This is a genomic window from Mucilaginibacter sp. cycad4 (genome assembly GCF_034263275.1).
GTDB lineage: Bacteria > Bacteroidota > Bacteroidia > Sphingobacteriales > Sphingobacteriaceae > Mucilaginibacter.
Window position 1 is genome coordinate 5274262 of record NZ_CP139559.1, and the last position, 26190, is coordinate 5300451.

The following is a 26190-nucleotide window of genomic DNA, read 5'->3' on the forward strand; positions in this document are numbered from 1 at the left end:
CTGCAAAGGTACACCCTTTTTACACTCATCCAAATTATTTTTAACCCTTTTCCTTAATGTTTACTTAACATGCTAATAACCAATAACAAAAATTTACATGGCTGGTTTATATACCGCCGTTATCTCTCTCTAAACCTATTCACCCTTCTCTTCAAAAAACAATCAACACTTATTAATAAAAGCAACTGCCGCTTAGTTTATCCTTAAACAGGAATACAAACAGGTTTTATCATAAACCAATACCTATTTGTTCTTAATATAGCAGGCACCATACTTCGCGCCGGTAATATCATCTCCAAAAAAATTAAACCGGGCACTCCTCACTTACAATTAAAGTTTAAACCAGAAGCTGTTTTAGTTATAACGAGCCCCGTTGCCGCATAAATTGATTATAAAGTTAAGGACACGGCACACTGCATATAGCAATGTATTTATATTTGATTACCGTTAAATCAATCGCAACTCAAATACACAAACATTAAAATGGATTTTCTAAAAAACATATTCAGAAAAAAAGAAACCCCGATAAGCACATACCAGGAATTTTGGGACTGGTTTATAAACCATGAAAAAGTATTTTTCAATACGGTAAAGGGGAGGCAAAATATCGACAAGGATTTTTTTGAGAAACTCTCACCAAAACTCAATGAGCTCAAAAATGGTATTTTTTATTTAACCGGGATGCTTAACGACAATACTGCGGACCTGATACTGACACCTGACGGCAATATCAACAATATTGCTTTTGTTGAAGAATTAGTTGGCGCTGCTCCCCGGCTTGCTAACTGGAAGTTTACAGCTCTCAAACCGGCATCTGACATTAAAAACACCTACATAGAAATGGGGGGCTACCGGTTTGACGATCAAAACATCTCCTTTTATTCAAATGACAATACTACTTACCCCGATGAGATAGACATAACGGTAGTTCATAACGATTTAAATGAGCAAAACAGGAATGAGATAATCAACGGGGTTTATATTTTCATTGATAATTTCATTGGCGAACTCAATTTTATTACCACAATTGATGAAATCACGGTGGTTGGCAGGGATGATGCAAAAAGCGAACTGGTGCCCATAAGTAAACTAAAAGACTTTTTGACCTGGAGGCAAGCTGAATTTATAGAGAAATATGAACATATCACGCGCGACATTTCGGAGGATAATTACTCCTTGCTGGAGGCCACATTAAAAAGCGGCAATGCTATGCTGGCTACCATAAACACAGGCTTGCTTTATTGGGATAACAAGGTATCGCACCCGTGGATAGTAAACGTTGAAATTAAATACAATGGATCTAAAAACAATGGCATGCCCGATCAAAAAACCTATAAACTGCTGGATGCCATAGAAGAGGAGATTTTTGCCGCGCTCCCTGATACCGATGGCTACCTAAATATCGGCCGCCAAACTGCCGATGGTTTAAGGGTAATTTTTATTGCCTGCAAAGATTTCAGAAAACCGTCTTTACTGCTTTATAAACTCAAACAAAAATTCCAGGCTGTTATCGATATCGATTATAATATATATAAGGATAAGTACTGGCAATCATTTAACAGGTTTATTGCACATTAACCGTTCAATCGGATGTCCACCTTCCGGTGGTTTTGCTGCAATTTAACATTGTTGCCTAAAACGATTTATAGAAATCTATATTTGTTAAACAACCAATTCAAAACACAATACATCTTATAATGGAGGAAAAACCGCTACGAAGCCGGCAATGGTTTGGTAAAAAGGGCAAGGATGGCTTCATATACCGTGCCTGGATGAAAAACCAGGGTATCCCGGCACACCAGCTGCAGGGGAAGCCGGTAATCGGTATCTGCAATACGTGGTCGGAGCTTACACCCTGCAATGCCCATTTCCGGGAATTAGCTCAATCTATAAAAAACGGCATTTACGAAGCCGGCGGTTATCCTGTCGAATTCCCAGTAATGTCGTTGGGCGAAACTTTGGTTAAACCTACTGCCATGCTTTACCGAAACCTGGTAAGTATGGATGTGGAAGAAAGCATCCGTGCCAACCCGCTTGACGGCGTAGTGCTGCTTTGCGGCTGTGATAAAACCACACCGGCGCTGGTAATGGGGGCCTGCAGCGTCAATATTCCAACTATAGTAGTATCGGGCGGAGCCATGCTAACCGGTAAATACCGGGGCAGGGATATCGGCACATCAGATATCTGGCGCTTTTTCGCAGATCACCAAACCGGGCAAATGAACGACGAGGACCTTTACACTGCCGAAGCCTGCATGGCCCGCAGCCAGGGTCATTGTGCAGTAATGGGTACGGCATCAACCATGGCCTGCATGGTTGAATCTCTGGGGCTTTCACTGGCAGAGAACGCAGCCATTCCTGCTGCAGATTCGCGCCGGAAAGTTTTAGCACATTTATCAGGCAACCGTATTGTTGATATGGTGCGGGAAGATCTCAAACCTTCAGATATCCTTACCCGGCAGGCTTTTGAAAATGCCATCACGGTTAATGCCGCTATAGGTGGCTCCACTAATTTTATTATACACCTGCTGGCCATAGCAGGCCGTATCGGGGTTGATTTAAGTATGGACGATTTCAATACGTCTGCCCGTAAGATACCCTTACTGGCTAACCTGCAGCCATCTGGTAAATATTTTATGGAAGATTTTTATTATGCAGGAGGTTTGCCGGCTTTAATGAAAGAGCTTCACGAACAACTTAACAGCGATACCATTACCGTAAGCGGCCACCCCATATTACGTAATTATGAAAACAGCGAATGTTTTAACCGCGAACTGATAGCCTCCGTTGATAATCCTTTTAACCCCACAGCAGGCATAACTGTACTTAAAGGTAACCTGTGCCAAAATGGGGCAGTGATTAAACCATCGGCTGCAAGTCCGGCCTTAATGCAGCATACCGGTAAGGCCGTGGTATTTGAAAATATAGAGGATTTTAATCATCGTATTAACCACCCGGCATTGGATGTGGATAAAGACAGCGTACTGGTATTGAAAAATGCCGGCCCCAAAGGCTATCCCGGTATGCCCGAAGTGGGCAATATGCTGATCCCCAAAAAACTGGCGGACCAGGGTATTACCGATATGGTACGTATCTCGGATGGACGGATGAGCGGTACCGGTTTTGGCACAGTGGTATTACATGTATCGCCGGAGGCTGCCATTGGCGGGACGTTGGCAATAGTACAGGATGGCGATATGATTAAACTTGATGTGCCCGCCGGGACACTACACCTTGAGGTTAGTGATGAAGAAATTGCCGAAAGAAAATCAAAACTGGTATTAAATAACAATATCAGCAAACGGGGATACACTTATTTATACCAAACGCATGTGGAGCAGGCGCATCTTGGGGCTGATCTTGATTTTTTAAGAGGCGGCTCGGGGAGCGAGGTTTTGAGGGATTCGCATTAAATAATTAATACAATAGCGAATAGGCTTTGAGCAAGGGCTTGTCAGTCTGAGCCCGTCAAAGACGCGCGCGCAGAGGTCTGCCCACCATGCTTCGATAAACTCAGCATGACAGCCTTTTTTAGCTTTCATGTTTCGCTATCGCACGATATAACATTAGATAATAAAAACTATCAACCTAAAAAATGATAACTGATAAATTTAGCGGGCAGGTGGCCATAATAACCGGTGCCGGGCAAGGGATTGGTTTTGAGATAGCAAAACAGCTAAGTATTGCTGGAGCAGCTGTATTATTGAACGATTTGAGTGAAGAGCTGGCTACTCAGGCATCCGATACCATTAATAGGCTCGGCGGTAATTGTTACCCGGTGGCCGGCGATGCTTCAGACATTGATTTTATACAGCAAATGGTTGATGAAGCAGTGCAGCGTTATGGCAAACTTACCATAGCCGTTGCCAATGCAGGGATCACTTTATTTGGCGATTTTTTGAATTACCCTGCCCAATCCCTCCAAAGTGTAATGAACGTTAACCTGCAGGGCAGTTTCTTTTTAGCGCAAAGGGCAGCCAGGCAAATCGCTAAACAAAAAAGCGGGGGCAGCATCCTGTTCATGTCATCGGTTACGGGGCACCAGGCCCACCAGGACCTTGCCGCTTATGGTATGACGAAAGCTGCCCTGGAAATGCTGGCCAAAAGCCTGGTAGTTGAATTATCGCAGCACCAGATTACTGTAAACACCGTTGCGCCCGGCGCTACCCTAACCGAACGCACTATGGAAGATGCCGGTTATCAAAAAACCTGGGCGAGGATTACCCCTATGGGCCGTGCCGCAACCGTTGAAGATGTGGCGAACGCTGTGTTGTTTTTGGTTTCGCCAAATGCAAGGCATATCACCGGGCAAAACCTGGTGGTTGATGGCGGATGGACGGCGGTTAGTACTTCGCCTTATTAGTGTTGGTGAATGGTTGATTGGGTTGATCAGGTGAATGGTTAAATAAAATGCCGCCGCTCATCTCTGGCCTTGTATACGGCGTTGTCCCGCGGCCGTATAACAGACACTCGGCCGGGGCCGAGCGGCAGCAAGAACCAATCTACAGTTCAAGATCATTCAACAGATAATCAAATGTAAACCTGGGTTCATACCCAAAATATCGTTTAGCCTTATCGCTTACATAAACCCGGTCAATGCTTTTCGGAAACGCCCAGCCTTTTGACCGGTAAATAGCTTCGGCCTGCGGATAGTGCTTTATTATTACTTCTGCCGGGCTATGCTTTAATTGTACAAGCTCATCTTTTTTAAAGAGCGAGCTGCTTGTAATATTAAAGGTCTCAAATTCTGAAAAAGTTTGCGCCAGGGCTAAACGTAAACCTTCGGCTCCGTCACGTTCATCAAGGCCGCGGTAAAGGCGATGGTTTAGTTGGAGGTTATCCGTTTCGGGCAGGAAACGACCAACCCGGTAAACCGATGTTTGCAAGCCTTCGCGGTAAAAGAAATCTTTACAAAGCTGCTCGGCCGTTTGCTTGGTGATGTCATAAATATCGCGTGGCTTAATCGCCAGCTCTTCATCAACCCAAACAGCCCGGTCTTTATCCATCATTGCATCGCCATAAATAGAGGTGGTGCTGATATACAACATTTTTTGAACACCATTGGCAATACAGGCGGTGAGCAAATTGAGCGTGCCGTAAATATTTACATCAATAAACGCTTCCCTTGGGTAGTTGAGCTCATAATGTTTACCATGGATTGCCGCAGTATGGATAATTATATCCATGTTTTTAGTGACCGCCAAAACCGCCTCTTTATTTAAGATATCGATAAGCTCATCAGTAGTTTCGGCCGGGATTATATCTATACCGGTAACCTGATGCCCAAAGGCCCGAAGGTGCTTAACTGTAACCGCACCTAACCTGCCCGACGAACCTGTTACTAAAACGCGCATTTATTAATGACCTGGTGCTATTGCCAATATGCGGGCCCACTCGGGGTGGCGTTTCAGGTATGAGGCCACATAAACACAAAGCGGCACCAGTTTCAGGTTATTTTCTTCGATATAGTTAAATGCCTTTTCAACAATGGCCGACGCCACACCTTTACCTTCCAGTTCAACCGGCACTTCGGTATGGATGAGGTAAATTTTATCGTCCTTTTTTTTGTAGTCGATAAAAGCACGGTGGCCTTCAACAATCAGTTCAAAATTGTGGATGGCCTCATTATTTACCAGGGGGATTTCTTCGTATTTCATAGCAGTATATATTACGGGGTAAACAAATGTATAAAATGTTCACCCCGTTTAAGATAAATTACTTCTTAATTCCCCAAACCGATACCGATCCGGCTTTAACTTTAAACTCAGCCCAGCCATCGGCAGTGATCACTACCTCTTCGCCCCCGTGCTTATCCAGGTAATCAACAAACACTTTACCTGCATGCCCTGCTCCAATTTCCATTTCTTTATAACCATCCTCACTGTTTGAAATTACCACAGCACAACCCGAATCTTCGTGATCAGTATCGCCTTCACGCGTCCAGCCTATGCAGTTAGGATGGTCAAAATAATCGCGCTGGGTTCCGTAGGCCATGTTTTTCCTTACATAAAGCATGGTTTCGAGCTCGGTTACTACAGGCAGCTCTATTTCATGATCTTCGCCATCACCACCTTTGTCGGTATATTTTGAGCCATACATATCTGCATAAAAAACACAGGGATAACCGGCCTCACGCAGCAGGATCAGCGCATAGGCCAAAGGCTTAAACCATTGATCGATCGGTTGCTCCAACGACTGCAGTGGCTGGGTGTCATGGTTCTCAACAAGTGTAACTGCCAGTTCGGGCTTTACGCTCAAGAGTGTGTTATCAAAAATAGCGGTGAGGTCATAATCCTTCCCGGCCCTTGAGGCATGATGAAAGTTATCATGCAGCAGGGTATCAAAAAGCGACATGCGCCCTTCAGTCGCCTCAATGTATTTTAACAATTTAGGCAAATCAAACGCCCAGTACTCGCCAACGGTAAAAAACTCGTGCTTAAACTCATTGCGCATATAATCAAGCCATTCGTTGTAAAAGCCATGATCCATATGTTTTATTGCATCAAGCCGGAAACCATTAAATTTTGCGGTTTTAAAGTACCATTTACCCCACTTTTTCAGCTCTTCCCGTACGCTTGGGTTCCGCGTGTCGATGTCTGAAAGCATGAGGTAATCAAAATTGCCGTTTTCATCGTCAAGCACATCTTCCCAGCCTTCGCCATATTGGTTCTGGATGCTGAATATAGCCGTTTCCTTTTTATAGGCATCGTAATCAATACCCGAAAAGCACTGCCAGTCCCATATAAATTTGGAGTATTTTCCCTTGCGGCCCGGAAAAGTGAATTTGGTATAAGCGCCTATTTCGTAAACCTCGCTAATAAACTCGTTACGGTTGGCGGGGTCAACCTTGCGGGCGTTCACCTTTTCAATTTCGTCGGCCCCCCCCATGTGGTTAAGCACTACGTCAACATAAACCTTTAACTGTGCTTTTTGCGCCGCAGCTATGGCATCGAGATATTCCTGTTTGGTACCGTATTTTGTGGCGATTGTACCTTTCTGATCAAACTCGCCCAGATCATAAATATCGTACACATCGTACCCGGCCGAGAGCCCTCCGCTTGCCGCTTTATAAGCCGGCGGAAGCCATACCGAATCGATCCCTTTTTTCTTCAGATTTTCTGCATCATTTTTTAACTGATTCCACAATCTGCCTCCGGCGGGGTAATACCATTCAAAAAACTGCAGCATTGTAAAATTTTCCATGCGTTTAATTAAGTAAGCTATTTATAAATGACTACTTAACTAAATATACACAGAAAGGTTTTATTCGGCTTAACCGCAACATTAAATCATTATGAACCAAACTGTTTACCCGGCATGAATCTGGTGGATCTTTTCTTTGGCACTGTCCAGCAATGATTCGTTACAGCCGCTTTCGTCAACAAGCTCGGCAATGCGGTAACTGTAATATTCCCGCTTTAATACGGTTGGAGCTATACCGAAAGCATTGGCAAGCAGCATCAGTTTCCCCGGGTTAAAAGCTGTTTCTCCCTTTTCCACCTGGTTTAAACGCTCTGCATCTATGCCGAGTTTTTCGGCCAGTGCGTGTTGTGTAATATTAAGCGAATTTCTGTATTGATCAATAAAAGCCCCAAAATGGCTCTGGGGGACCATTTCGTTTATCATGTTATCAAGAGGCGCAACTTCTTCAGTCTTATAGTTGGTATTGACATGCTGTACAAACAAATGCCGTGCACTTTTAAATAATAACGAAAAGCGGTAAGCCATCTGATCGAACAGGCTTTCATCAATGCTGTAATTAACATTTCCTTTAATACCATAAACCTTCAGGATCCCCAGGTTTTTTAGTTCGGCCACATGCTTGTTGATGGTTTCGATATTGAACGGAATTTCGTAAAGCATTTCGCGCTTTACAACATTATTATGCTCAATAATGATCCTGATGATGGCAACTCTTACCGGGAGCGCCAGGGCCTTGGCAAAGTTTGATAACTCTTTATCGTTATCATCAAAATTTGTGTATGAATAAGAAAGTGGCATATATTCACAGATTAAATTATAATACTCAACTACAATGCCGTTAAGTAAAAATTAAAACATATGACAGCATCACTGACATTGCCATTATGTTGACAAAAATTAACGATTATCGCGGCTGCTTAATTGTGCCGGGCAGGGGGTGTGATAAAGAAGAATGGCCGGTTAAACAATAATTTGCCGGTTAAGAAGATATGCCGGCAGCAGCAGCAACCTCTTAACCGACTGATTATGAATTACTGACCGTTTACTACCAACCAAGATTGAGGTAAAAAACGATAGCAACGAAAACAAAAAAGTTACATAATATTTAATACCAGGCTCAGTTAATTGCCTTTGAATGGAGGTCATTTTAGTTAAACTTCCATCCTTATACTGGATCATTCGTTTACTGAAAGCTTTTTCGAGTGCGTGGATATTAATTTTTTGAGGGGGGTGCTGCCTGTTAAACTGAACAAAACCAATAAAAGGCTTGGCCACAAACATAAGTGTTGCAAATAACAAGATGAGCTTAAGTTTACGCTGCGGTTTCATTACCGTAAAGCTATACCTTTAATTTAACCTTAATGTTAAATTTTAAGTTACATTAAAGTTATCGGAAGATTATTTTAGCCCCTTATTATTCCCGATTACAACTATTTAAGGATCAGTACCGGGTGCCTGGCGTTTAACGACAAAGCTTCGGTTATGCTGCTGTGGGTTAAATTGTAAAAAAAGCTATGTTTGCCCGGCAACGCAATAATGAGCTGTACTTGCTGTTCTACAGCAAAATTAAGTATGCCCCGTACAATATTTTTATCCTCCGAATAATGAAGCTTACATTCATAACAGTTAACCAGTTGTTTTACCGATGCTTCAAATTCGGCCTCCCGGCCAATATGTTTTCTCTTCGGATCTACATATAAGATCATCAGCTTTGGGTTAAGCCAACTGTGTGAAGTGTTCAGGCCTTTTAAAATGCCAAGACGGGCAACAGCTTCAAAATCACATGGCACCAAGGCCTGTTCTATTTTTTGATAAACTGTATTGGCCGGTATGATCAGCACCTTTACCGAACTGCTTTTGGCAATTTCAATGATCTGTTCGCCAATCATACTTAACTCGCCGCCAATATCCCCTCCAACTATCATCAGGTCGGGTTGCTGGTCTTCAATCGTTTCATGTATGGCGCGGATGATTGGTTCAGTACTTATCACCGTTTCAATATCGATATTTTCGTGACAACGGTTGCGTAGTTTCAGGCGTAAAGCGCTTAGCTGCTCTTCTATCTTTATTCGCTCGTTTTCAAAATCGTCAGCGCTGAGTTGTAAAAAATCAGGCGAGGGAAGGATCTGTTCATATACCGAGGTATAATAGCTTTTGAGAAGGATAATTTTTTTAACGGGCATATCGCAACCCATATCAGCAGCATATTTGATAGCATTGTTGCTGGTTTCCGAAAAATCTACAGGTATTAATATAGTTTTCATAACAAACAATTTTATTGTACATACAAAACCCGCACCCTAACGCTAAATTTACGATTTGTTTACCTATTGCAGTACAATAAAAACTGTTAAAATTTAAATAAAACCTTGCCTCCTTTATCATGTGCAAAAGCCTGCTCAAACTGTTCGGCTGTATAAATTGCCGATGCCGCAAGCTGAAATTCGGCCCTGCCAATAGAATGCACTAAATGACTGATCATCTGAGTTTTTTCTTCGAGCGAAAGCGCTGCCACATATCCCCTCACACCAAAACCTTTAATGACCAGGTTTTTAAAAACAACCTCGGCATTGAGGTAAGCGGCCGGCTGTGGATCAAGCAAACCATAAACAATAAGGTGCCCGCCGGGCGATAACGAGGATATTATTTCAGTAGCCAGCTCCCCGCCTACCGCATCAAGTGCCGCTTTGATACCCTTGCCTTTGGTAATTTCATCAATAACCTGTTTAAGTTTGCCAGGTTCAGGAACTATTACTTCCTCGGCTTTTAAAGCTAATAACTCTTGTTTTTGCGCCTCATCGCGCACAGTCGCTATAACGCAAATACCCTTTTCGGCTGCAAGCTGTATCACTATACGCGATACCGTAGAATGGCCTGCAGTAAGCAGCAGCCAGTCGCCGCTTTTAACTTTTGCTTCCTGTATTAAACCATATGCGGTGTACGAATTGAGTAATAATTGTGCGGCTTTTTCTAACGGGAAGGTATCGGGTAATAATACTACGTCCTGCTCGTCAACTATCACATATTGCGCCCATGCCCCTATTTTACTAAAAGCTACCAGGCTGCCTTTGGGGATGATGCTGTCATGTCCGGCTTCTTCAACATAACCGGCGCCTTCCAGTCCCGCTATTTGGGGCAGCACCGGCTGATAGCGGTATTTTCCCGCAATAAAAAGCAGGTCGGCCGGGTGTACGGGGCATGCTTTTACCCTGATGAGCAACTGGCCGGGAGCCGGTTTGGGGTAGGCTAAATGTTTCACTTGTATCACATCAGCGGCATTGCCTGCCTGCTCAAAAACCAATGCTTTCATAGTTGAAATACAAATTTCGGCTATGAAAGTTTTAGCGGGGTAGTATACGATACAGGTAACAGGAAGGCAGAGCTGTTATATTAACAACCCTGCTCTACACCATTTAACAGATGTTATCTATTAAAAGTTATAACCTGCCGATATACTGAGGCTGCAGGTTTTGGTGTGGCTGCACAATTTTTTTGATCTGCCAGGTGCCATCAACAATAAAGGCTTTCACCTTATCAGAAAGCCTTTTTATTTTGACAATATCCTTTTAAAACTTAATGCTCATACTCAATGTGCCGCGTGTTGGGTTTTGTGGCGCCAAACGGAACGACCAATATTTTTCGTTGGTCAGGTTATCCAGCTTAAAGCCTATGCGGTATTTAGGCTGATCATAAAACACAGTAGCGTCAACCGTGGTATATGATGGTATGGTGAATTTAAACGCAGCGGTATTGGTTTGGTACGAATCACTTCCATAGTTGCCGCCCAGGCCAAAACCTAAACCCTGAATTTTACCATGGGTAATGCGGTAGCTCATCCATAAGTTGGCTAACCTTGCCGGGCCTGAGTTGGCCGGACGTAAACCCTGCAAGCCGGTACCTGGGGCTGCATTAGTTATTTTGCTATCGTTATAAGCAAAGCCAGCCACGATGTTGAAACCGTTAAAAGGATTGGCAATCAATTCGGCCTCAATACCTTTGCTTAGTTGTGTACCTGCCTGGGTTGAAAAGCCCGGATGGGCGGGGTCGTCCATAGTAGTGTTGGTTACCGAAATATCGTAGTAGCTTATGGTAGAGCTGATCTTATGATCCCAGGCATCAACCTTTACGCCGGCTTCCCACTGGTTGGCATATTGCGGTTTAAAGGGCGTGTTATCAAAGCTGGTTGCACTTACGTTGTTAAAGCCATTCATATAGTTACCAAATAAGGATACCTGCTCCTTAACCACCTGGTAAACCAAACCAAATTTGGGCGACCATGCCGTTTGACTGAAATTACCGGTGGTTTTGCCATCGGCCGGTGTATAAGCTCCTTTGTTAACAAATCTGTCAATACGGATGCTGGCCATGGCATTCAGGCGTTCGGTAATATTAAACACATCCGATACATAGGCCGCATATGAGCTTTGGTTGTTTTGAACATAATCGCCGGGCTTGGGAGCAGCAGCGGCCACAAGTGCCGAAACTTTATCTGCCGTAAAATTATTATAAGCTGCTCCCGGGTCAAGGTAACTTATTGCCGGTGTACTTACGGTAACGTTGGTATTATTGCTTTTTTGATTGTAATACTCTAAACCTGCAACAATCCGGTTACGGAACTGACCGATCTTAAAATCGCCTATAAAGTTTTGCTGTACATTGGTGATATAGTAAGGATAATCTTCCTGGGTAACCTGCCGTTTTATCTGCTTGCTGCTATCAACAAGGGAAAATGCGGTAACCATGCCCTTGGTAGTCGAAAAAGTTTTATTGAACATGGTTTGCGATTTCCAGTGATCCGAGATTTTGTAATTGATCAATGAGTAAAGATCAATTTGCCTGCTCAGGTAATCAACCCCGTTGTTGCCAAAAGAGCGTTTGTAGTCGATTCCCAGATCTTTAACATTATAGGTATTTCCTTTGATATCCGGGGCAAGCCTGTAAGCCGAAGTGGCGTTCGAGTTACCTATTTCGGCGTCAACATCAACCGATAAACGGTCATTAACGATGTAGGTTATGCTGGGGGCAACAAAAAAACCACGATTAAAGCCCGCATCCTGGAAACTGTGCTCATTATGCAGTGCCGCGTTAACACGGAACAATACGGTTTTATCTTTATTTAAAGGCATGTTAACATCGGCTGTAAGGCGATTGAGATCGAAGCTGCCTGTTTGGTAGGCAATTTCGGTACGCGTTGTCTCATTAGGTTGTTTGGTAACACGGTTAAACAAACCGCCAAACGAAGCCAGGCTGCTGTTGAACAGCGTACCTGTAGGGCCTTTTATGGCTTCTATCTTTTCAATATCGGCAGGATCGATGCTGTTAAAGTTATAACCCGCAACACTGTTACGGATAAAGTTGCCGGTAACAAAACCCCTTGATAGCAGGGTGGTACGCCCGTTGTTGTAAACCAGCGGTACGCCGGTACCCGGAATATTTTTAAAACCATCTACATAGCTGGTTACGATCTGTTCTTTCATCAGTTCGCTGGTAACTACACTGTATACCTGCGGGTTTTCCAGGTTTTTCAGAGGCAGACGGGCAACATCTTCAGTTTCTTTTTTCAGGAATTTGTTGTGCCTGGCACTTTTAACATAAACCTCCTGCAGGTCTTTCGCCCCTTCAGTTAAAACAAAACTTACTGTGGTAGTTTCGCCTGTGTTAACAGTGACCTCTTTGGTTTGAGTTTGCAGGCCAATAAAGCTTGCAACAACTGTGTATGTACCTGCGGGAACATTTTTAATGGTAAAATGTCCGCTTTGCCCTGCAGTTGCACCAAACTTTGTATTGGTTAAAACAATATTTACAAACTCGGCAGCCTTACCATCAGCGGTTTTTACAGTACCTTTTATAGTTCCTGTACCGGTTTGCGCAGCTGCATTATGGTTTAAAAACAGTATCGCCAGTATAAAGCTAAAAGCTATTTTGAATGTTACTTTAAGATTTGAAGAAACATTTGTTAGGGCCGGCCTGCCGGAAGCAAGAATAGGGGTAAGTGTAAAATGCATATTTTACTTAAATAATGAATTGATTAAAGGATCAGCATTAACTGATCCGGGCCACAAAATTTAATAACCTGCAACCCGGATTGGGCGCAAAGTTATATTTATTTAGATTAATTACAAATAAGGTTTTAAAAACGGGGAGACCACTAAGCCTATGTAGGGTAATAGGCATCTGAATTAATGGGGGATATATCAGAGATTATTTAGAGAAGTCTTTTTTAGAAGATTTCCAACGACTACAATATCAAGCAAGCTAAAAAACTATTCTTCCTTTCCCGGAAAACTTTCACTGCCCCGCATGTAGCTTCCCAGGCGTTTAAGCAGGTAGGTTGCTTTTATCAGCAATGTTTTATCGGTAACAAAATCGCTGATATCATCTGCTTTGTTCATCAGCTCCTGCTTGTACACGTCCTTAAAATCAAAATAATTGAGTGCAAACTTCCATTTGCCGGTTAAAAACGAGAAAACCTCGCTGTCGTTTTCAAGCAATTGCGAATAATTAATTACCAGGTAATCATCAGGCTGCAGCTTTTTAAGCATTTTCAATATTGCTTCATTGTAATTGATCCATACTTTTAAATAGCTTTCGGCATGGTCATGGTAAAAAACTTTCAACCTGCGTGGCCGTCTGAAATGAGTCCATACCTGGCGTTGAATATAGTTGCGGGCCATGTATTTTTGATCAACGGATACAAAATCGCGCCTGAGCAATGAACTTACCACCGATTGATAATTACGCAAAATTACCAGGTACCTGGCGCCGGGCAGCAATTTTGCATAAGTATCCAAAAAAAGACAGGTACGCGGATCTTTCCAGGCCCATTGTTCATAAAGCTGTTGTTTAATACCAATTACAGCCTTCATCTTTTCAAGCTGGTAAAGCGGCACCTCAATATCCCGGGTATCGGTTAGTCCGGATACTTCCAAACTGTTACGATCAAGGATCTCCTCATGCAGCTTCAAAAACTCCAGATCTTCAAAGTGGCCGTCAACATTGCCCGTACCGCTGCCGCATAAGCGTTCGCCGATTTGCAGGCCGCAGCGGCTTAACCAGTTGGTTACAAGCGATGTGCCCGAACGGTGCATACCTGCAATAATTAAAGTTTGCCGCGGCGTAAACTTGACTGTAGTATTGATCATGGCTTGATTAATAACGGCCGGTTGGCTGTAGTTGCTTAATTTGCACCTGCTGATAGTTCTCAAGAATAAAACCTGCCAACATTTCGGTAGCTTCTGTCTGTTTGGTAATATGGGTATTGATGTACAGATCAGGCGAAGACGGGATTTGGAAAGGGTCATTAATACCACTTAAGTTAGTTACCTTGTCCGGGTGCCCCTCGGGCAATAATGCACGCTTGTAAAGGCCTTTGGTATCCCTTTGCACCAGTGTTTTAACGGGGCAATCGATATGGATCAGCTTCACATTAGGGTAAGTCGCTATCAACTCGCGGCGGATCACATCATATGGGTTTATGGCGCTGATAACAGTCACCACACCATGCCCGGATAATTTACCGGCAATAAAACCAAGCCTGCGGATGTTTTCAAAACGGTCTTCCTTAGTGTAGCCCAGGTTAGGGAACAGCTTTTGACGGTATACATCAGCATCAATAATTTCGACAGGGATATCGGTATCAGATAACCTCATTTTAACATTTTGAGCAAGGGTTGTTTTACCGGATCCGGATAATCCGCAAAGCAGAATGATCATACGATGTGTGTTAAGCGTTAATAATAATTGTTGCTTAAACCGTTATTACAGGTTTAACGCAAATATTTCGGACGAAATTGTTGTTAACACTTACTGTATCGACACATAACGATATTGTATCGATGAACAGAAGAATGACGTAGACGGAGGGGAGAAGACGAAAGCCCGGCAATTAATTATAATTACTGCTTCTGCATGCACCAGGTTGTCATACAGCGCAGGTTTTGTACGTTGGTGGTTTTTATAGGTTCATAAAGCTGCGCACCCAGCTCACGGGTATATTCAAGCAGGATCTCTTCATTTACTAAAAAACGTTCGGAGCCGTCGGGCAGCAGGTAGCGGTAATTGCCCAAAGGCTGTACCAAAGTTTCGATACCGATATCAGATGCAAGCCTTGCAAAGAAATAACCGCCTGGTTTCAGTACGCGCCACAGTGAGCGTACCATATTGTCAAAATGTTCGGCATCATTGGCAAAGTGCAGCACGGCACTGCAAATTACCAGGTCAAACTGTCCGTCATCAAAAGGCAGGTCCTCAACAGCGGCCTGTTTAAAATTATCGGAGGAATGACCGGGGCACAATTCTGCGGATAACCGTTTGGCCAGTTCAACAGCATGCCCGTTTTGATCAATACCATACACGTTGAAGCCGTTTTGCAAAAAATAAGCGATGTTTCGCCCGTTGCCGCAGCCGGCATCAAGTATGGTACGGCAATCATCAAAACGCCCTTTCAATAACTGATCGAACAAATAGATATCGATATTGCCGTATAGTTTCCGGAGGTTATTGCTATTCATGGCCAATCCTGTTTTGCACCCGAAATTACTGTTTTATTGGATGCCATGCCGAAAACTTATTAACTTTAAGTATGGCTACCGATATGCATATTTTTTTTCAGTTTATGAAAAGCACCCTGTTACCGCTGCCGGGTGTTACCCATAAAATGCACTTTGAGCATCCTGCATTTTATGTTAATGATAAGATCTTCGCCAACATACACGAAAAGGATGAGCAACTGGCTATTTACACCACCGGGCGCGAAAAATGGATAGCGCTTGATCCGCATACCTTTTTCATCACGCCGCATTATCAAAATTATAAATACATGCTGGTACGCCTCGAAACCGTATCCCCCGGCGATCTGAAGCAACTGTTAATAACAGCATACCTTGCAAGGGCTACCAAAAAGCTGATCAGGGAATATGAGGAAATGATAGCAAATGGCTAAGCCTATTATCAGCAAACAGGCTTCTCCCTTTACGGTCTTACTCCATTCAAAGCCTCGCGGTTAAGATAAACGTAAATCAAAACCCCTACCACTAAAACCGCCAGTACTACAAGCCCGATCTTCCCCTTTTTTTTGTCCTGGCGCATAAGCCAAACCATAGCTGCTATTAATGGAATAACAAAAACGATGTAAAAAATATATCCTGATGCGTTCATTTTAATTAGTGATTTATTGAATTAGTGATTTAGCGATTGCATATTGTTTGTTGAGTCAGTGCATTAGAATAAAATTCAATAATTCACTAACTCATTAAATCAATAATTGATTAAAATTTATCGTTTATTAAGTTAATGCACCTGAAAGCAAATTCAATAATTCACTAACTCATTAAATCAATAATTGATTAAAACGCCATCCTTGCCATTGGGGCAACGTCCTGTCCTATAAATTCGCCTTTCAGGTATTTATGATACCCGGCTATGGCAATCATGGCGGCGTTATCAGTACAGTATTCCATTTTAGGGATAAAACTGTTCCACCCGTTTTTTTCGGCCATGGCCTGCAGGCCTAACCTTAAGCCTGTATTGGCTGATACGCCACCCGCCAAAGCTATATCTTTTATGCCATATGCCTGCGCTGCTTTTTGCAGTTTGTTAAGCAAAATAGTAGCGATCCGTTTTTCTACAGATGCACAAATATCGGCGATGTTCTGGCTAACGAAATCAGGGTTTTGAGCTACATTATCGCGGATAAAATACAGGATAGAGGTTTTTAAACCGCTAAAGCTAAAGTCATACCCCGGGATCTGAGGCTCCGGGAATTTATAAGCATCAGAGTTTCCCTGGCGTGCGTACTTATCAATGAGCGGTCCGCCGGGATACGGCAGGCCTAAAATTTTACTGGTTTTATCCATAGCCTCGCCAGCAGCATCATCAAGCGTTTGGCCTATGATCTCCATATCAAAATAATCCTTCACCAGCACAATTTGCGTATGGCCACCTGATACGGTAAGGCAAAGGAAAGGGAACGACGGGTTTTTATCGCCGATAAAGTGGGCCAAAATATGGGCCTGCATATGGTTGATATCAATAAGCGGGATGCCTTTAGCTAAGGCAAAAGCCTTGGCAAATGAAACGCCTACTAAAAGAGAGCCTAAAAGTCCGGGACCGCGTGTAAAAGCTACCGCATCAATATCATTTTTGCTTACTTTTGCGTTTAATAATGCCTGCTGAACAGCCGGAACAATATTTTGCTGATGAACCCTTGAGGCTAACTCCGGGACCACGCCTCCATAGGCCTCGTGTATGGTTTGATTGGCAATAACATTGCTCATGATCACGCCATCAACACAAACCGAAGCTGAGGTTTCATCACATGATGATTCGATTCCTAAAATTACGGGCACGTTTTATTAATTATTGATTTATTGAATTAGTGAATTAGTGATTTTATTAATTAGCGGCAAACTATCTTTTCTTAAAATTGTAGAGGGATAGTAAAGACATTCGCTAAATCAATAATTCACTAAATCATTAATTAGTTTAAAGGTGCAAAGTTATTAAAAAAGTACTCAAAATATTCCTGGGCCTGGTATTGTTCATTTTATTGACATTGAGCATACTTTTACTCACGTTTCAGTTTAAGCCGGTGCAAACCTGGGCTGCTAAAAAAGCGGCAGCTTACCTTGCCGGCGAACTGAAGACCAAAGTAGGTATCCAAAGCCTTTATCTGAGGCCGTTCCGTTCGGTAGTACTGGAAGGATTTTATATTTTGGATAAGAAGCAGGATACCTTGCTAAGTACGCCCAGGCTGGCTGTTGATGTTGAGGGTTTTTATCTTTTCAGAAGTATAAAACGCCGCACCATCAATTTTTCCAATATCGAACTGGATAATGGCTCCTTCTATCTCAAAAAACAAAAAGACAGTACTACCAACCTGCAATTTGTTATCGATTATTTTAATTCGGGCGATACCACAAAAAAAACCGAAAGCAAACCCTGGACACTAAATTTCGGCACCATCGCTATCAATAACTTCCATTTCAGGTACAAAAACAGCCTGCGCGATACAGTAATAGCTGGCGTTAATTTTAACGACCTGGATGTACAGCATTTCAGCACGCTGATACAGGGTATGGATTTAAAGAACCACCTGTTTAAAGCCAATATAAAAAGCTTAAGCCTGCATGAAAAAAGCGGGTTCACCGTAAAACACTTTGCATCGGATGCTACGATTGATACCAACCAGATCATGCTGAAGCACCTCGCCATCCAAACGCCCCGATCAGACCTGAAGGATTATTTCCGGATGAAATTTAAATCATTTGACGATTTTGATGATTTTGAGAACAAGGTGCACATGGATGCCAGCTTTAAATCGTCGCGTATTTCATCATCAGATATTTCCTACTTTACCAGTTCACTAAAAAAAGTAAGTTTTGATCTGGGTATTGATGGGCAGGCTAAAGGTTATGTGAACAATCTTAAAGCCAAAAAAGTGACCATTACCGGCGGCCAGGCAACCTTTGTTAAAGGCGATTTTAACCTGCATAACCTCACCGATTGGGATAACGCTTTCCTTGAGTTAAAATTTGACCAGGTTGCCTCAAACAAAAAAGACCTTGATTACCTGATCAGCCATTTTTCGGGAACTCCAACGGAAAAAGCTCCGGCGATACTTTCCAAATTCGGCAATTTTAATTTTACGGGCAGGTTTACGGGCTCGCAGAACGATTTTGTGGCCTACGGTGTTTTTAAAACAGCGCTCGGTCGTTTTGATTCAGACATCAACCTTAAAATTGATAAAAATGACCGCCCAAGCTACAGCGGCAGGGTTAATGCCTACGCTTTTGACCTGGGCACCCTGCTTGATCAACGCGATTTGGGCAGGGCTACCTTTACCTCAAACATACAAGGCAGCGGCGACGCTTTGAAAAGCCTTACTGAAAAAGTGGATGCAAAAATCGCGTCCATCACTTATAACAACTACACCTACAACAGGCTTACGCTTAACGGCAGTTTTATAAACAGGCTCGCCAACGCCCACATTACCATAAACGACCGAAATATAAAGCTTGATCTTAAAGGCAAAGTAAACCTTAACCCTGCTCTGCCCACTTATGATCTTACTGCCGATATCAAAGAGGCTAACCTGAACAAGCTTGGTTTTACTAAAGATACTTTAATTGTAAGTACACTGCTTAAAACCCAGTTTAAAGGCGATGACCTGGCCAATTTGCAGGGGAATATCCTGTTTTCGCCGGCGAGGGTGGTCAATCCGCGGAATAATTATGCAGTTGACTCTCTTTACCTGTCGGCCGAAGGCATTGGCAATAACCGCACCATCGCTTTAAAATCCGACTTTGCCGATGGTAGCATTAAGGGTAAATATGACCTTGCAACCCTGCCTTCGTATTTTAAAACCATCGTTAAAAAGTATATCCCTTCCATAAAAACAACCATAGTGCCGCCTAAGCCCGAGGAGTTTGATTTTACGCTGAACCTTAAAAACCTCGATCCGCTTACAGCTATCTTCCTGCCCGATCTGAAGATCCCGGAGCAAGGCACTTTTGTAGGGCAATTTAATTCGGAAAAGAAAACCGCCACACTATCAGGTTATATCAAAACCTTAAAATACGGCAAAACCGTTTTCCATGATTTTATTATTGACGAAAACACTACCGACAGCTTACTGGGCCTCAACGTATCCCTGAGGCGGGTTGACCTAACCGACAGCCTTTTTATCAAGGATATCAACATCACCAACTTCCTGAAAAACGACAGTCTTAACTTTAACGTTAAGCTCTCAGATAAAAATGCCGTTAACCAGCTGGATCTTTACGGCCTGGTTGAATTTGGCCGCGATACTACGGCCAAGCTGAAATTGTTGCCGTCAGACATCATACTGGAAAAAGAGAAATGGAAGATCCAGGAACAGGTACGCATCCGCTTACTGGATGGTAAAACGCAGGTATCGGGCTTTGAGCTTTCCAACGGACCGCAAAAGGTGTTTATTGATGGATTTATATCCGATAACCCCGCGGATGAATTAAAGCTCTCGTTCCAGAAGTTTAACATGCGTACGTTTAACCAGCTCACGCGCACTTCGGGTGTAAATTTAAAGGGCTACATGGATGGCGATGTTAAGATGACCTCGGTACTTAAATCTCCGGGGATCGATTCGCATTTAACCATCGATTCACTCACCATGAACAAAACGCTGGTGGGCAATGTAAAACTGGTTACCACGCTTGGCAACGACCGTAAACAGGCGGACGTTAATATGAACATCATTAATCGCGGCCTGGAAACCATGAACATCGGTGGTACCTACTCATTTGGCAAAGAAACGGATGATAAACTTGATTTTGATATCAAGATGAACCAAACCGAAGCTATTATATTTGAGCCTTTTATTAATGACCTGGTTTCGGATGTAAAGGGGCATGTTTCAACTGACCTGAAACTTACCGGCAAGCCCTCGAACCCTCAGCTTAATGGCACTGTTACCCTTGTTAATACCGGCCTTACTGTTAACTATTTGAAAACGGCATATACGGTTAACAACAAGCTGGATGTTAACAACAGCATTATCAGCATTAAGGATATGGTTTTGAAGGACATTCACAATGGTACCGGAACTGCCAACGGCACCGTAAACCTAAATAACCTATCGAACCCGGATATTGATGTAACCCTTAAAGCCAATAACCTGATGGCCCTGAATACAACATTCAAGGACAATCACCTTTATTTTGGTACAGCTTATGGCACAGGCACTTTTAGTTTTAAAGGCCCGGTTGATAACATGAAAATAGATATTACAGCCAGCACTAACGCCGGCACTGTTTTCAACATTCCGCTCAATACCTCATCAACCGCCAGCGATTACGATTTTATTAAATTTGTAAGCCATAGTGATACCGCCAAAGTTGCTGCTAAAGAGCGTGCTTTTAACGGTGTTACCCTAAACTTTGATTTAAGCGCCGACGAAAAAACCATTGTAAAAATAGCCACTGATTACGGCCAGCTGGAAGGCAGCGGCGTTGCCCGTAATTTAAAATTGAATATTAACAGCCTGGGCGATTTTGAGATGTATGGCGACTTTTTAATATCGTCGGGTAAGTTTGAATTTACTGCCAAAAACTTTATCAGTAAAAACTTTACGGTAAGCCAGGGCGGTACCATCAGGTGGACGGGTAACCCATCAAATGCCGAGATCAACCTTAAGGCCCTGTATGAGGTGCGCACAAGCAAGGCACCATTATATACTGCCGCGGGTTTGCAAACTCCTACATCGGGACAGCAAACACTGGTACAGGCCGAGCTAATCCTCACCAAATCACTGTTACAACCTAATATTGATTTCGACTTTAACTTTCCCACCGATCCATCTGTTAAGGACGATCTGGCAACTTATCTTGCCGATGCCAATAACAGGAGCCAGCAGGCTATCAGTATTATTGTGCGCCGTAACTTTACATCAAACAGTAACAACTTAACCAACCAGGTGCTCGGCACAGCCGGCGAGGCAGTGAGCGAATTTGCATTTAACAAGCTTAACAGCCTGATATCGCAATCAAACATTAAAAACTTCGACTTAAACATTCGCTCGCTCAATGAAGCAAGCGCATCGCTCAGGTTTTATGATGACCGACTAACGTTTAACGGCAGCGTATTTAGCAATAACGGATCAAGCGATATATTTAACAACAATAATAAAAACCTGTTTAATCAGCAATTTAACACTTTAACCAAAGACTTTGAGGTTTTATACAAGATACGCCGCGACGGTAACCTCAATGCCCGATATTCATACCGCGCACTAAACAACACAACCTTAAGCAGCCTCACCGACCCGTCACTTACACAATATGTAAACGGTTTCGGTTTAATTTATCAGCGTGATTTTGACACCTTTGGCGAGTTTATCCGTAACATATTCAGGCAGGGCCGCCGCAAAAATGCACCGGTTAATCCTGCCCCCATCCCAACATCAATTACCACACCTGCAGCCAGGCCCGATGAAGATGAGGATCAATAAAGCCGAAGGCTGAAAGCTGAAAGCCAAAAGCCTCTCCGGAAATGCATAAAAAATAAAGGCTTAAAGCACAACCGCTTTAAGCCTTTACTATATATCACCTGTTTAGCTTTAAGCTTTTCGCTCAATGGTCCCGCATAATGGCATGGTCCATCTTGTCGCGTTTGGTGCGCAGGTATGCTTCGTTATGTGGGTTTGATGCAATTTCGATAGGCACGTTTTCAACCACCTCTAAACCATAACCGATAAGGCCGGCCCTTTTTTTAGGGTTGTTGCTCATCAGGCGCATTTTAGTGATACCGAGGCTGCGCAGGATCTGTGCGCCGATACCATAATCGCGCTGATCCATTTTAAAGCCAAGTTTCAGGTTAGCATCAACGGTATCGTAACCGTTTTCCTGTAAATGGTATGCCTTTAATTTATTGATAAGGCCAATGCCGCGGCCTTCCTGGTTCATATAAACAATGGCCCCTTTACCTTCCCGGCTGATCATCTCCATAGCTTTATGAAGCTGAGGGCCGCAATCGCAACGGCATGAGCCGAATATATCGCCGGTCATACATGAGCTATGCACGCGGACCAAAATAGGCTCACCGGGCTCCCAGGTGCCTTTTACCAGGGCAAGGTGGTTTTCGCCGGTATCAACCTGGGTATAAGCTATCATATCAAAATCCCCCCATTCGGTGGGCATTTTAACAGCTACTTCACGTTTTACCATCGATTCATGCTCCAGGCGGTAAGCGATGAGATCTTTGATAGATACTATTTTCAGGTTAAATTCTTTGGCAATCTCCAGCAAATCGGGCAGACGGGCCATTTCACCGTCTTCCTTCATAATCTCGCAGATCACACCTGCCGGTTCAAGACCGGCTAAAACAGCCAGGTCAATAGCAGCTTCGGTATGCCCGGTACGGCGCAGCACACCGCCATCCTTGGCTATCAGCGGGAAAATATGCCCCGGGCGGCCAAGATCTTCCGGCTTAGTAGCCGGATCAATGAGTGCAAGCGTGGTTTTTGACCTGTCGCTTGCAGAGATCCCTGTAGTACATCCATGGCCAAGCAAATCCACAGAAACTGTAAAATTAGTTTCGTGCGATGTGGTGTTGTGGCTCACCATGGGCATAAGGTCAAGCTCGCGCGCCCTTTGCGCCGTAATAGGGGCACAAACCAGGCCGCGGCCGTGGCGGACCATGAAATTGATTGTTTCGGGGGTGGCATTGCGGGCGGCTGTTAAAAAGTCGCCCTCGTTTTCACGATCTTCGTCATCAACTACGATAATTGTTTTACCTGCTTTGATTTCTTCAATCGCTTCCTGTATGGTGTTTAACATTCTATACTTGCTTGTTGGGTAGCGCTTAAACGCTTGTTTAATCTAAATCAAATTTAACGCATATTACCATGACTTGGGTCGGCGTTGTGTAAAATGATAATGCTTTTATAATATGGCGTTTATTAAATATACCGTTAATGACTGCGACGGGTTGCCTTGGACTTAAACTTTGCTGCCACGCGGTTTACAAAGCGCTTATAAATCTCCATATCAAACAGGGCCGAATCCGTAGCCGCTTTATAAGAGAGGAACAAACCAATAGGCAACAGCGTGATAATGGAGATCCACATGCCCAGGTACTTGTTAATATCGCCGCCCTTAACTGATTTTTCGCCAATGGTGGTAATGATATAGTAGATCAGGAAAAACACTACCGAAACTACTACCGGTAAGCCCAAACCACCTTTGCGGATGATGGAGCCCAGCGGCGCGCCAATTAAAAACAATACCAAACAAGCTACCGAAAGGTTATATTTTTTTTGATACTCCACAAAATACCTGCGGATGTTTTCCGAATCGCCCTTATACCTGTCGCTCCGGTTTTTGATCACGTCCTTGATCGACCTAACTTCTGACGCTGCACTGCTGAGGCTCATTTGCTGCTCGGACAGGGTAAGGCCCTGGAAGGCGTCTTTTTTAGGATCAAACTCCTTATATTTTTTAATGGCCTTTGATTGGGCAGGGATTGAATAATATTTGATATATGGCGTTACCAGTTTATAATTCACCATCACATTACTATCAACAGACCGCTGCGACGAATCAAGATAATGTGTTAATTGCCTGATATTCATCATTTGCGATGCCTGTTTAAACTCACTTTCATTTGTACGGGCAAGTTTGAAGCCCGAAAGATCAAACTTGGTCTCGGTTTCCTTAAAGCGCTGGCGTAAAAGGCGCTGCCGTGTATTATAACCGGCATTTTCAGCAGCGGTTTCTTCATACCTCACCCCATCCTTTAAACGTAAAACCAGGTATTTATCACCCATGGTACGATACATCCTTCCTTCACGGGCCAGGATCACGGAATTGTTGTTATCACCACCAGGGCTTTTTTGATAGATCATGATATCATACAAACGCTGCCCGTCGGGGTCTTTTCGCTTTACGCGGATGGTGTAGCCGGGAAAACTTGTACTAAATACTCCCTCGGGCAGCAAATCGGCCGATTTTTGTTTACGGGCATCATACAGCAGCGAAAAGTATTTAAGGTTAGCCACCGGCAGCATATAATCAGAAAAAAAGAATGCCGCCACGCTCAGGATAGTAACGATAACGATCATGGGGTACATGGCGCGGCGCAAAGAGATGCCCGCAGCCTTGATAGCCACCAGCTCATAATTTTCGCCAAGAGAGCCGTAGGTCATGATAGTAGAGAGCAGTACCGAAAGCGGCAACGCCATGGCCACGTTGGTTGCCGAATTGTACATCATGAGCTCCAGTATAGTGTACCAGGCAAAGCCCTTGCCTATAAGGTCGTCGATGTATTTAAACAAAAACAACATCAGCAACACAAACATCACGATGAAAAGCGTAACCAAAAAAGGCCTTATAAATGATTTAAGGAGTAAAAGGTGGATCTTCTTCATTAGTGCTATTTGCAATTAACAGGGGCAAAAACAATTAGCCGCACAGTTAAAATCCATTAACGTGCAAAAAACCGTTCAGCGTACAAAATTAGCTAAAATAAAGTTTTATCAGGCGCCCAATACACTTATGAGGTAATCGATAGAGTTATCCCAGATCTGCTTTCGTTCTGTAATGGCGTCTTCGGTGGCAAAATCAGTAATGGCCAGGGCTACATCATTGGTAAGCTCATCCTGCAGTATTTCCATTTCAAAATAATACTGGGCATCATCGTCGAGCCATTTAAAACGTACGGATCTGTTTTCCTTAACTGAGCAAAGTTTGGCTTTTTGTGATTCGTCATCCCATGTAAAAGTATAAACATGGTCACGAATATTAACCTCATCGGCAAACCATTGAGACAAGCCATTAGGCTCGCTTAAGAAGCTGAACAGGATACGCGGAGATGATTTTATCTCGTACTCAATGGTAAATTTTTTCTTTTCGGACATTCGGTTTACACTTAAAAAAACAGGAATAAAAGTAAATGTGAAACATTTTTTCTAAAGAAAACGAATTTCTACTATATTTGCAAACCTTTTTAGGGACGGCCACTTGTTTTAACAGCAAGGGCACTCTTTTTGCTAACCACAAAAAGAGCTTAATACATAAAACGGCGGGGTAGCTCAGATGGTTAGAGCGTAGGATTCATATCCGTTAATTAACGGACGGCAGTCCTTGAGAATAAAATTAAAGTTCTCTTGCGATAAGAGATAGAAAATAAAACGGCGGGGTAGCTCAGATGGTTAGAGCGTAGGATTCATATCCGTTAATTAACGGACGGCAGTCCTTGAGAATAAAATTAAAGTTCTCTTGCGATAAGAGATAGAAAATAAAACGGCGGGGTAGCTCAGATGGTTAGAGCGTAGGATTCATATCCGTTAATTAACGGACGGCAGTCCTTGAGAATAAAATTAAAGTTCTCTTGCGATAAGAGATAGAAAATAAAACGGCGGGGTAGCTCAGATGGTTAGAGCGTAGGATTCATAACCCTAAGGTCGGCAGTTCGATCCTGCTCCCCGCTACACTGAAAATCAGCCTGTTACATTAA

The 26190-nt window shown here is 43.2% G+C and carries 21 protein-coding genes and 1 tRNA gene; 6 read left to right on the top strand and 16 right to left on the bottom strand.

Features of this window, described 5'->3' with window-relative positions; all coding sequences use genetic code 11:
• The first annotated feature begins 483 nt into the window (after nt 1-483).
• The 3 genes from SNE26_RS21405 (at nt 484) to SNE26_RS21415 (ending at nt 4363) form a co-directional block, all read left to right on the top strand.
• On the top strand, nt 484-1578 hold the full coding sequence (locus tag SNE26_RS21405; RefSeq protein ID WP_321555926.1) for a DUF695 domain-containing protein: 1095 nt from the start codon (nt 484-486) through the stop codon (nt 1576-1578).
• A gap of 119 nt (nt 1579-1697) precedes the next feature.
• Complete coding sequence (locus SNE26_RS21410; RefSeq protein ID WP_321555927.1) at nt 1698-3413, top strand: IlvD/Edd family dehydratase; 1716 nt, start codon at nt 1698-1700, stop codon at nt 3411-3413.
• 182 nt (nt 3414-3595) lie between these two features.
• Complete coding sequence (locus tag SNE26_RS21415) at nt 3596-4363, top strand: SDR family oxidoreductase (protein WP_321555928.1); 768 nt, start codon at nt 3596-3598, stop codon at nt 4361-4363.
• A gap of 139 nt (nt 4364-4502) precedes the next feature.
• On the opposite strand, the gene SNE26_RS21420 is transcribed toward SNE26_RS21415, so the two are convergent.
• The 11 genes from SNE26_RS21420 to SNE26_RS21470 form a co-directional block, all read right to left on the bottom strand.
• Nucleotides 4503-5354, bottom strand: coding sequence for an NAD(P)-dependent oxidoreductase (locus tag SNE26_RS21420; RefSeq protein WP_321555929.1), 852 nt, complete (start codon nt 5352-5354; stop codon nt 4503-4505).
• A gap of 3 nt (nt 5355-5357) precedes the next feature.
• Entirely contained in the window at nt 5358-5657 is a 300-nt protein-coding gene (locus SNE26_RS21425) for a GNAT family N-acetyltransferase (protein ID WP_321555930.1), read from the bottom strand.
• 58 nt (nt 5658-5715) lie between these two features.
• The gene (locus SNE26_RS21430) at nt 5716-7203 is read right to left on the bottom strand and encodes an alpha-amylase (RefSeq protein ID WP_321555931.1); all 1488 of its coding nucleotides are present in this window, start codon (nt 7201-7203) and stop codon (nt 5716-5718) included.
• 105 nt (nt 7204-7308) lie between these two features.
• On the bottom strand, nt 7309-8001 hold the full coding sequence (locus tag SNE26_RS21435) for a helix-turn-helix transcriptional regulator (protein ID WP_321555932.1): 693 nt from the start codon (nt 7999-8001) through the stop codon (nt 7309-7311).
• A 162-nt stretch (nt 8002-8163) separates the two neighbouring features.
• Nucleotides 8164-8532, bottom strand: coding sequence for a hypothetical protein (locus SNE26_RS21440; protein ID WP_321555933.1), 369 nt, complete (start codon nt 8530-8532; stop codon nt 8164-8166).
• 101 nt (nt 8533-8633) lie between these two features.
• A complete protein-coding gene (locus tag SNE26_RS21445) occupies nt 8634-9467 on the bottom strand; it encodes a universal stress protein (RefSeq protein ID WP_321555934.1) in 834 nt (277 codons plus the stop codon).
• An 86-nt stretch (nt 9468-9553) separates the two neighbouring features.
• Complete coding sequence (locus tag SNE26_RS21450) at nt 9554-10513, bottom strand: zinc-dependent alcohol dehydrogenase family protein (RefSeq protein ID WP_321555935.1); 960 nt, start codon at nt 10511-10513, stop codon at nt 9554-9556.
• Between the two features lie 256 nt (nt 10514-10769).
• The gene (locus tag SNE26_RS21455) at nt 10770-13208 is read right to left on the bottom strand and encodes a TonB-dependent receptor (RefSeq protein ID WP_321555936.1); all 2439 of its coding nucleotides are present in this window, start codon (nt 13206-13208) and stop codon (nt 10770-10772) included.
• Nucleotides 13209-13466: 258 nt separating this feature from the next.
• Nucleotides 13467-14345 (bottom strand): sulfotransferase, encoded by an 879-nt coding sequence (locus tag SNE26_RS21460; protein WP_321555937.1) that lies wholly within the window; start codon nt 14343-14345, stop codon nt 13467-13469.
• A gap of 7 nt (nt 14346-14352) precedes the next feature.
• Nucleotides 14353-14916, bottom strand: a complete 564-nt coding sequence (locus tag SNE26_RS21465) for an adenylyl-sulfate kinase (RefSeq protein ID WP_321555938.1) — start codon at nt 14914-14916, stop codon at nt 14353-14355.
• 182 nt (nt 14917-15098) lie between these two features.
• A complete protein-coding gene (locus SNE26_RS21470; protein WP_321555939.1) occupies nt 15099-15713 on the bottom strand; it encodes a class I SAM-dependent methyltransferase in 615 nt (204 codons plus the stop codon).
• Nucleotides 15714-15817: 104 nt separating this feature from the next.
• Here SNE26_RS21470 and SNE26_RS21475 point away from each other — a divergent pair, with 104 nt between their 5' ends.
• A complete protein-coding gene (locus SNE26_RS21475) occupies nt 15818-16144 on the top strand; it encodes an MmcQ/YjbR family DNA-binding protein (RefSeq protein ID WP_321555940.1) in 327 nt (108 codons plus the stop codon).
• Nucleotides 16145-16173: 29 nt separating this feature from the next.
• Here SNE26_RS21475 and SNE26_RS21480 read toward each other — a convergent pair whose 3' ends face one another.
• Together SNE26_RS21480 and tsaD are read right to left on the bottom strand one after the other, a co-directional pair.
• Nucleotides 16174-16359, bottom strand: coding sequence for a hypothetical protein (locus SNE26_RS21480; protein ID WP_090534570.1), 186 nt, complete (start codon nt 16357-16359; stop codon nt 16174-16176).
• 188 nt (nt 16360-16547) lie between these two features.
• Complete coding sequence (tsaD, locus tag SNE26_RS21485) at nt 16548-17549, bottom strand: tRNA (adenosine(37)-N6)-threonylcarbamoyltransferase complex transferase subunit TsaD (protein ID WP_321555941.1); 1002 nt, start codon at nt 17547-17549, stop codon at nt 16548-16550.
• 206 nt (nt 17550-17755) lie between these two features.
• On the opposite strand from tsaD, the gene SNE26_RS21490 reads away from it, so the two are divergent.
• Complete coding sequence (locus SNE26_RS21490) at nt 17756-22186, top strand: translocation/assembly module TamB domain-containing protein (protein ID WP_321555942.1); 4431 nt, start codon at nt 17756-17758, stop codon at nt 22184-22186.
• Nucleotides 22187-22307: 121 nt separating this feature from the next.
• On the opposite strand, the gene SNE26_RS21495 is transcribed toward SNE26_RS21490, so the two are convergent.
• The 3 genes from SNE26_RS21495 to SNE26_RS21505 form a co-directional block, all read right to left on the bottom strand.
• Nucleotides 22308-23513 carry a bifunctional 3,4-dihydroxy-2-butanone-4-phosphate synthase/GTP cyclohydrolase II gene (locus SNE26_RS21495; RefSeq protein ID WP_321555943.1) on the bottom strand — a complete coding sequence of 402 codons (1206 nt, stop codon included), beginning with the start codon at nt 23511-23513 and terminating at the stop codon, nt 22308-22310.
• Nucleotides 23514-23647: 134 nt separating this feature from the next.
• Complete coding sequence (locus SNE26_RS21500) at nt 23648-25102, bottom strand: LptF/LptG family permease (protein ID WP_321555944.1); 1455 nt, start codon at nt 25100-25102, stop codon at nt 23648-23650.
• A gap of 108 nt (nt 25103-25210) precedes the next feature.
• A complete protein-coding gene (locus tag SNE26_RS21505; protein WP_321555945.1) occupies nt 25211-25591 on the bottom strand; it encodes an START-like domain-containing protein in 381 nt (126 codons plus the stop codon).
• Nucleotides 25592-26090: 499 nt separating this feature from the next.
• Between SNE26_RS21505 and SNE26_RS21510 the strand changes: the two genes are divergently transcribed.
• A tRNA-Met gene (locus tag SNE26_RS21510) sits at nt 26091-26164 on the top strand.
• Nucleotides 26165-26190: the final 26 nt, after the last annotated feature.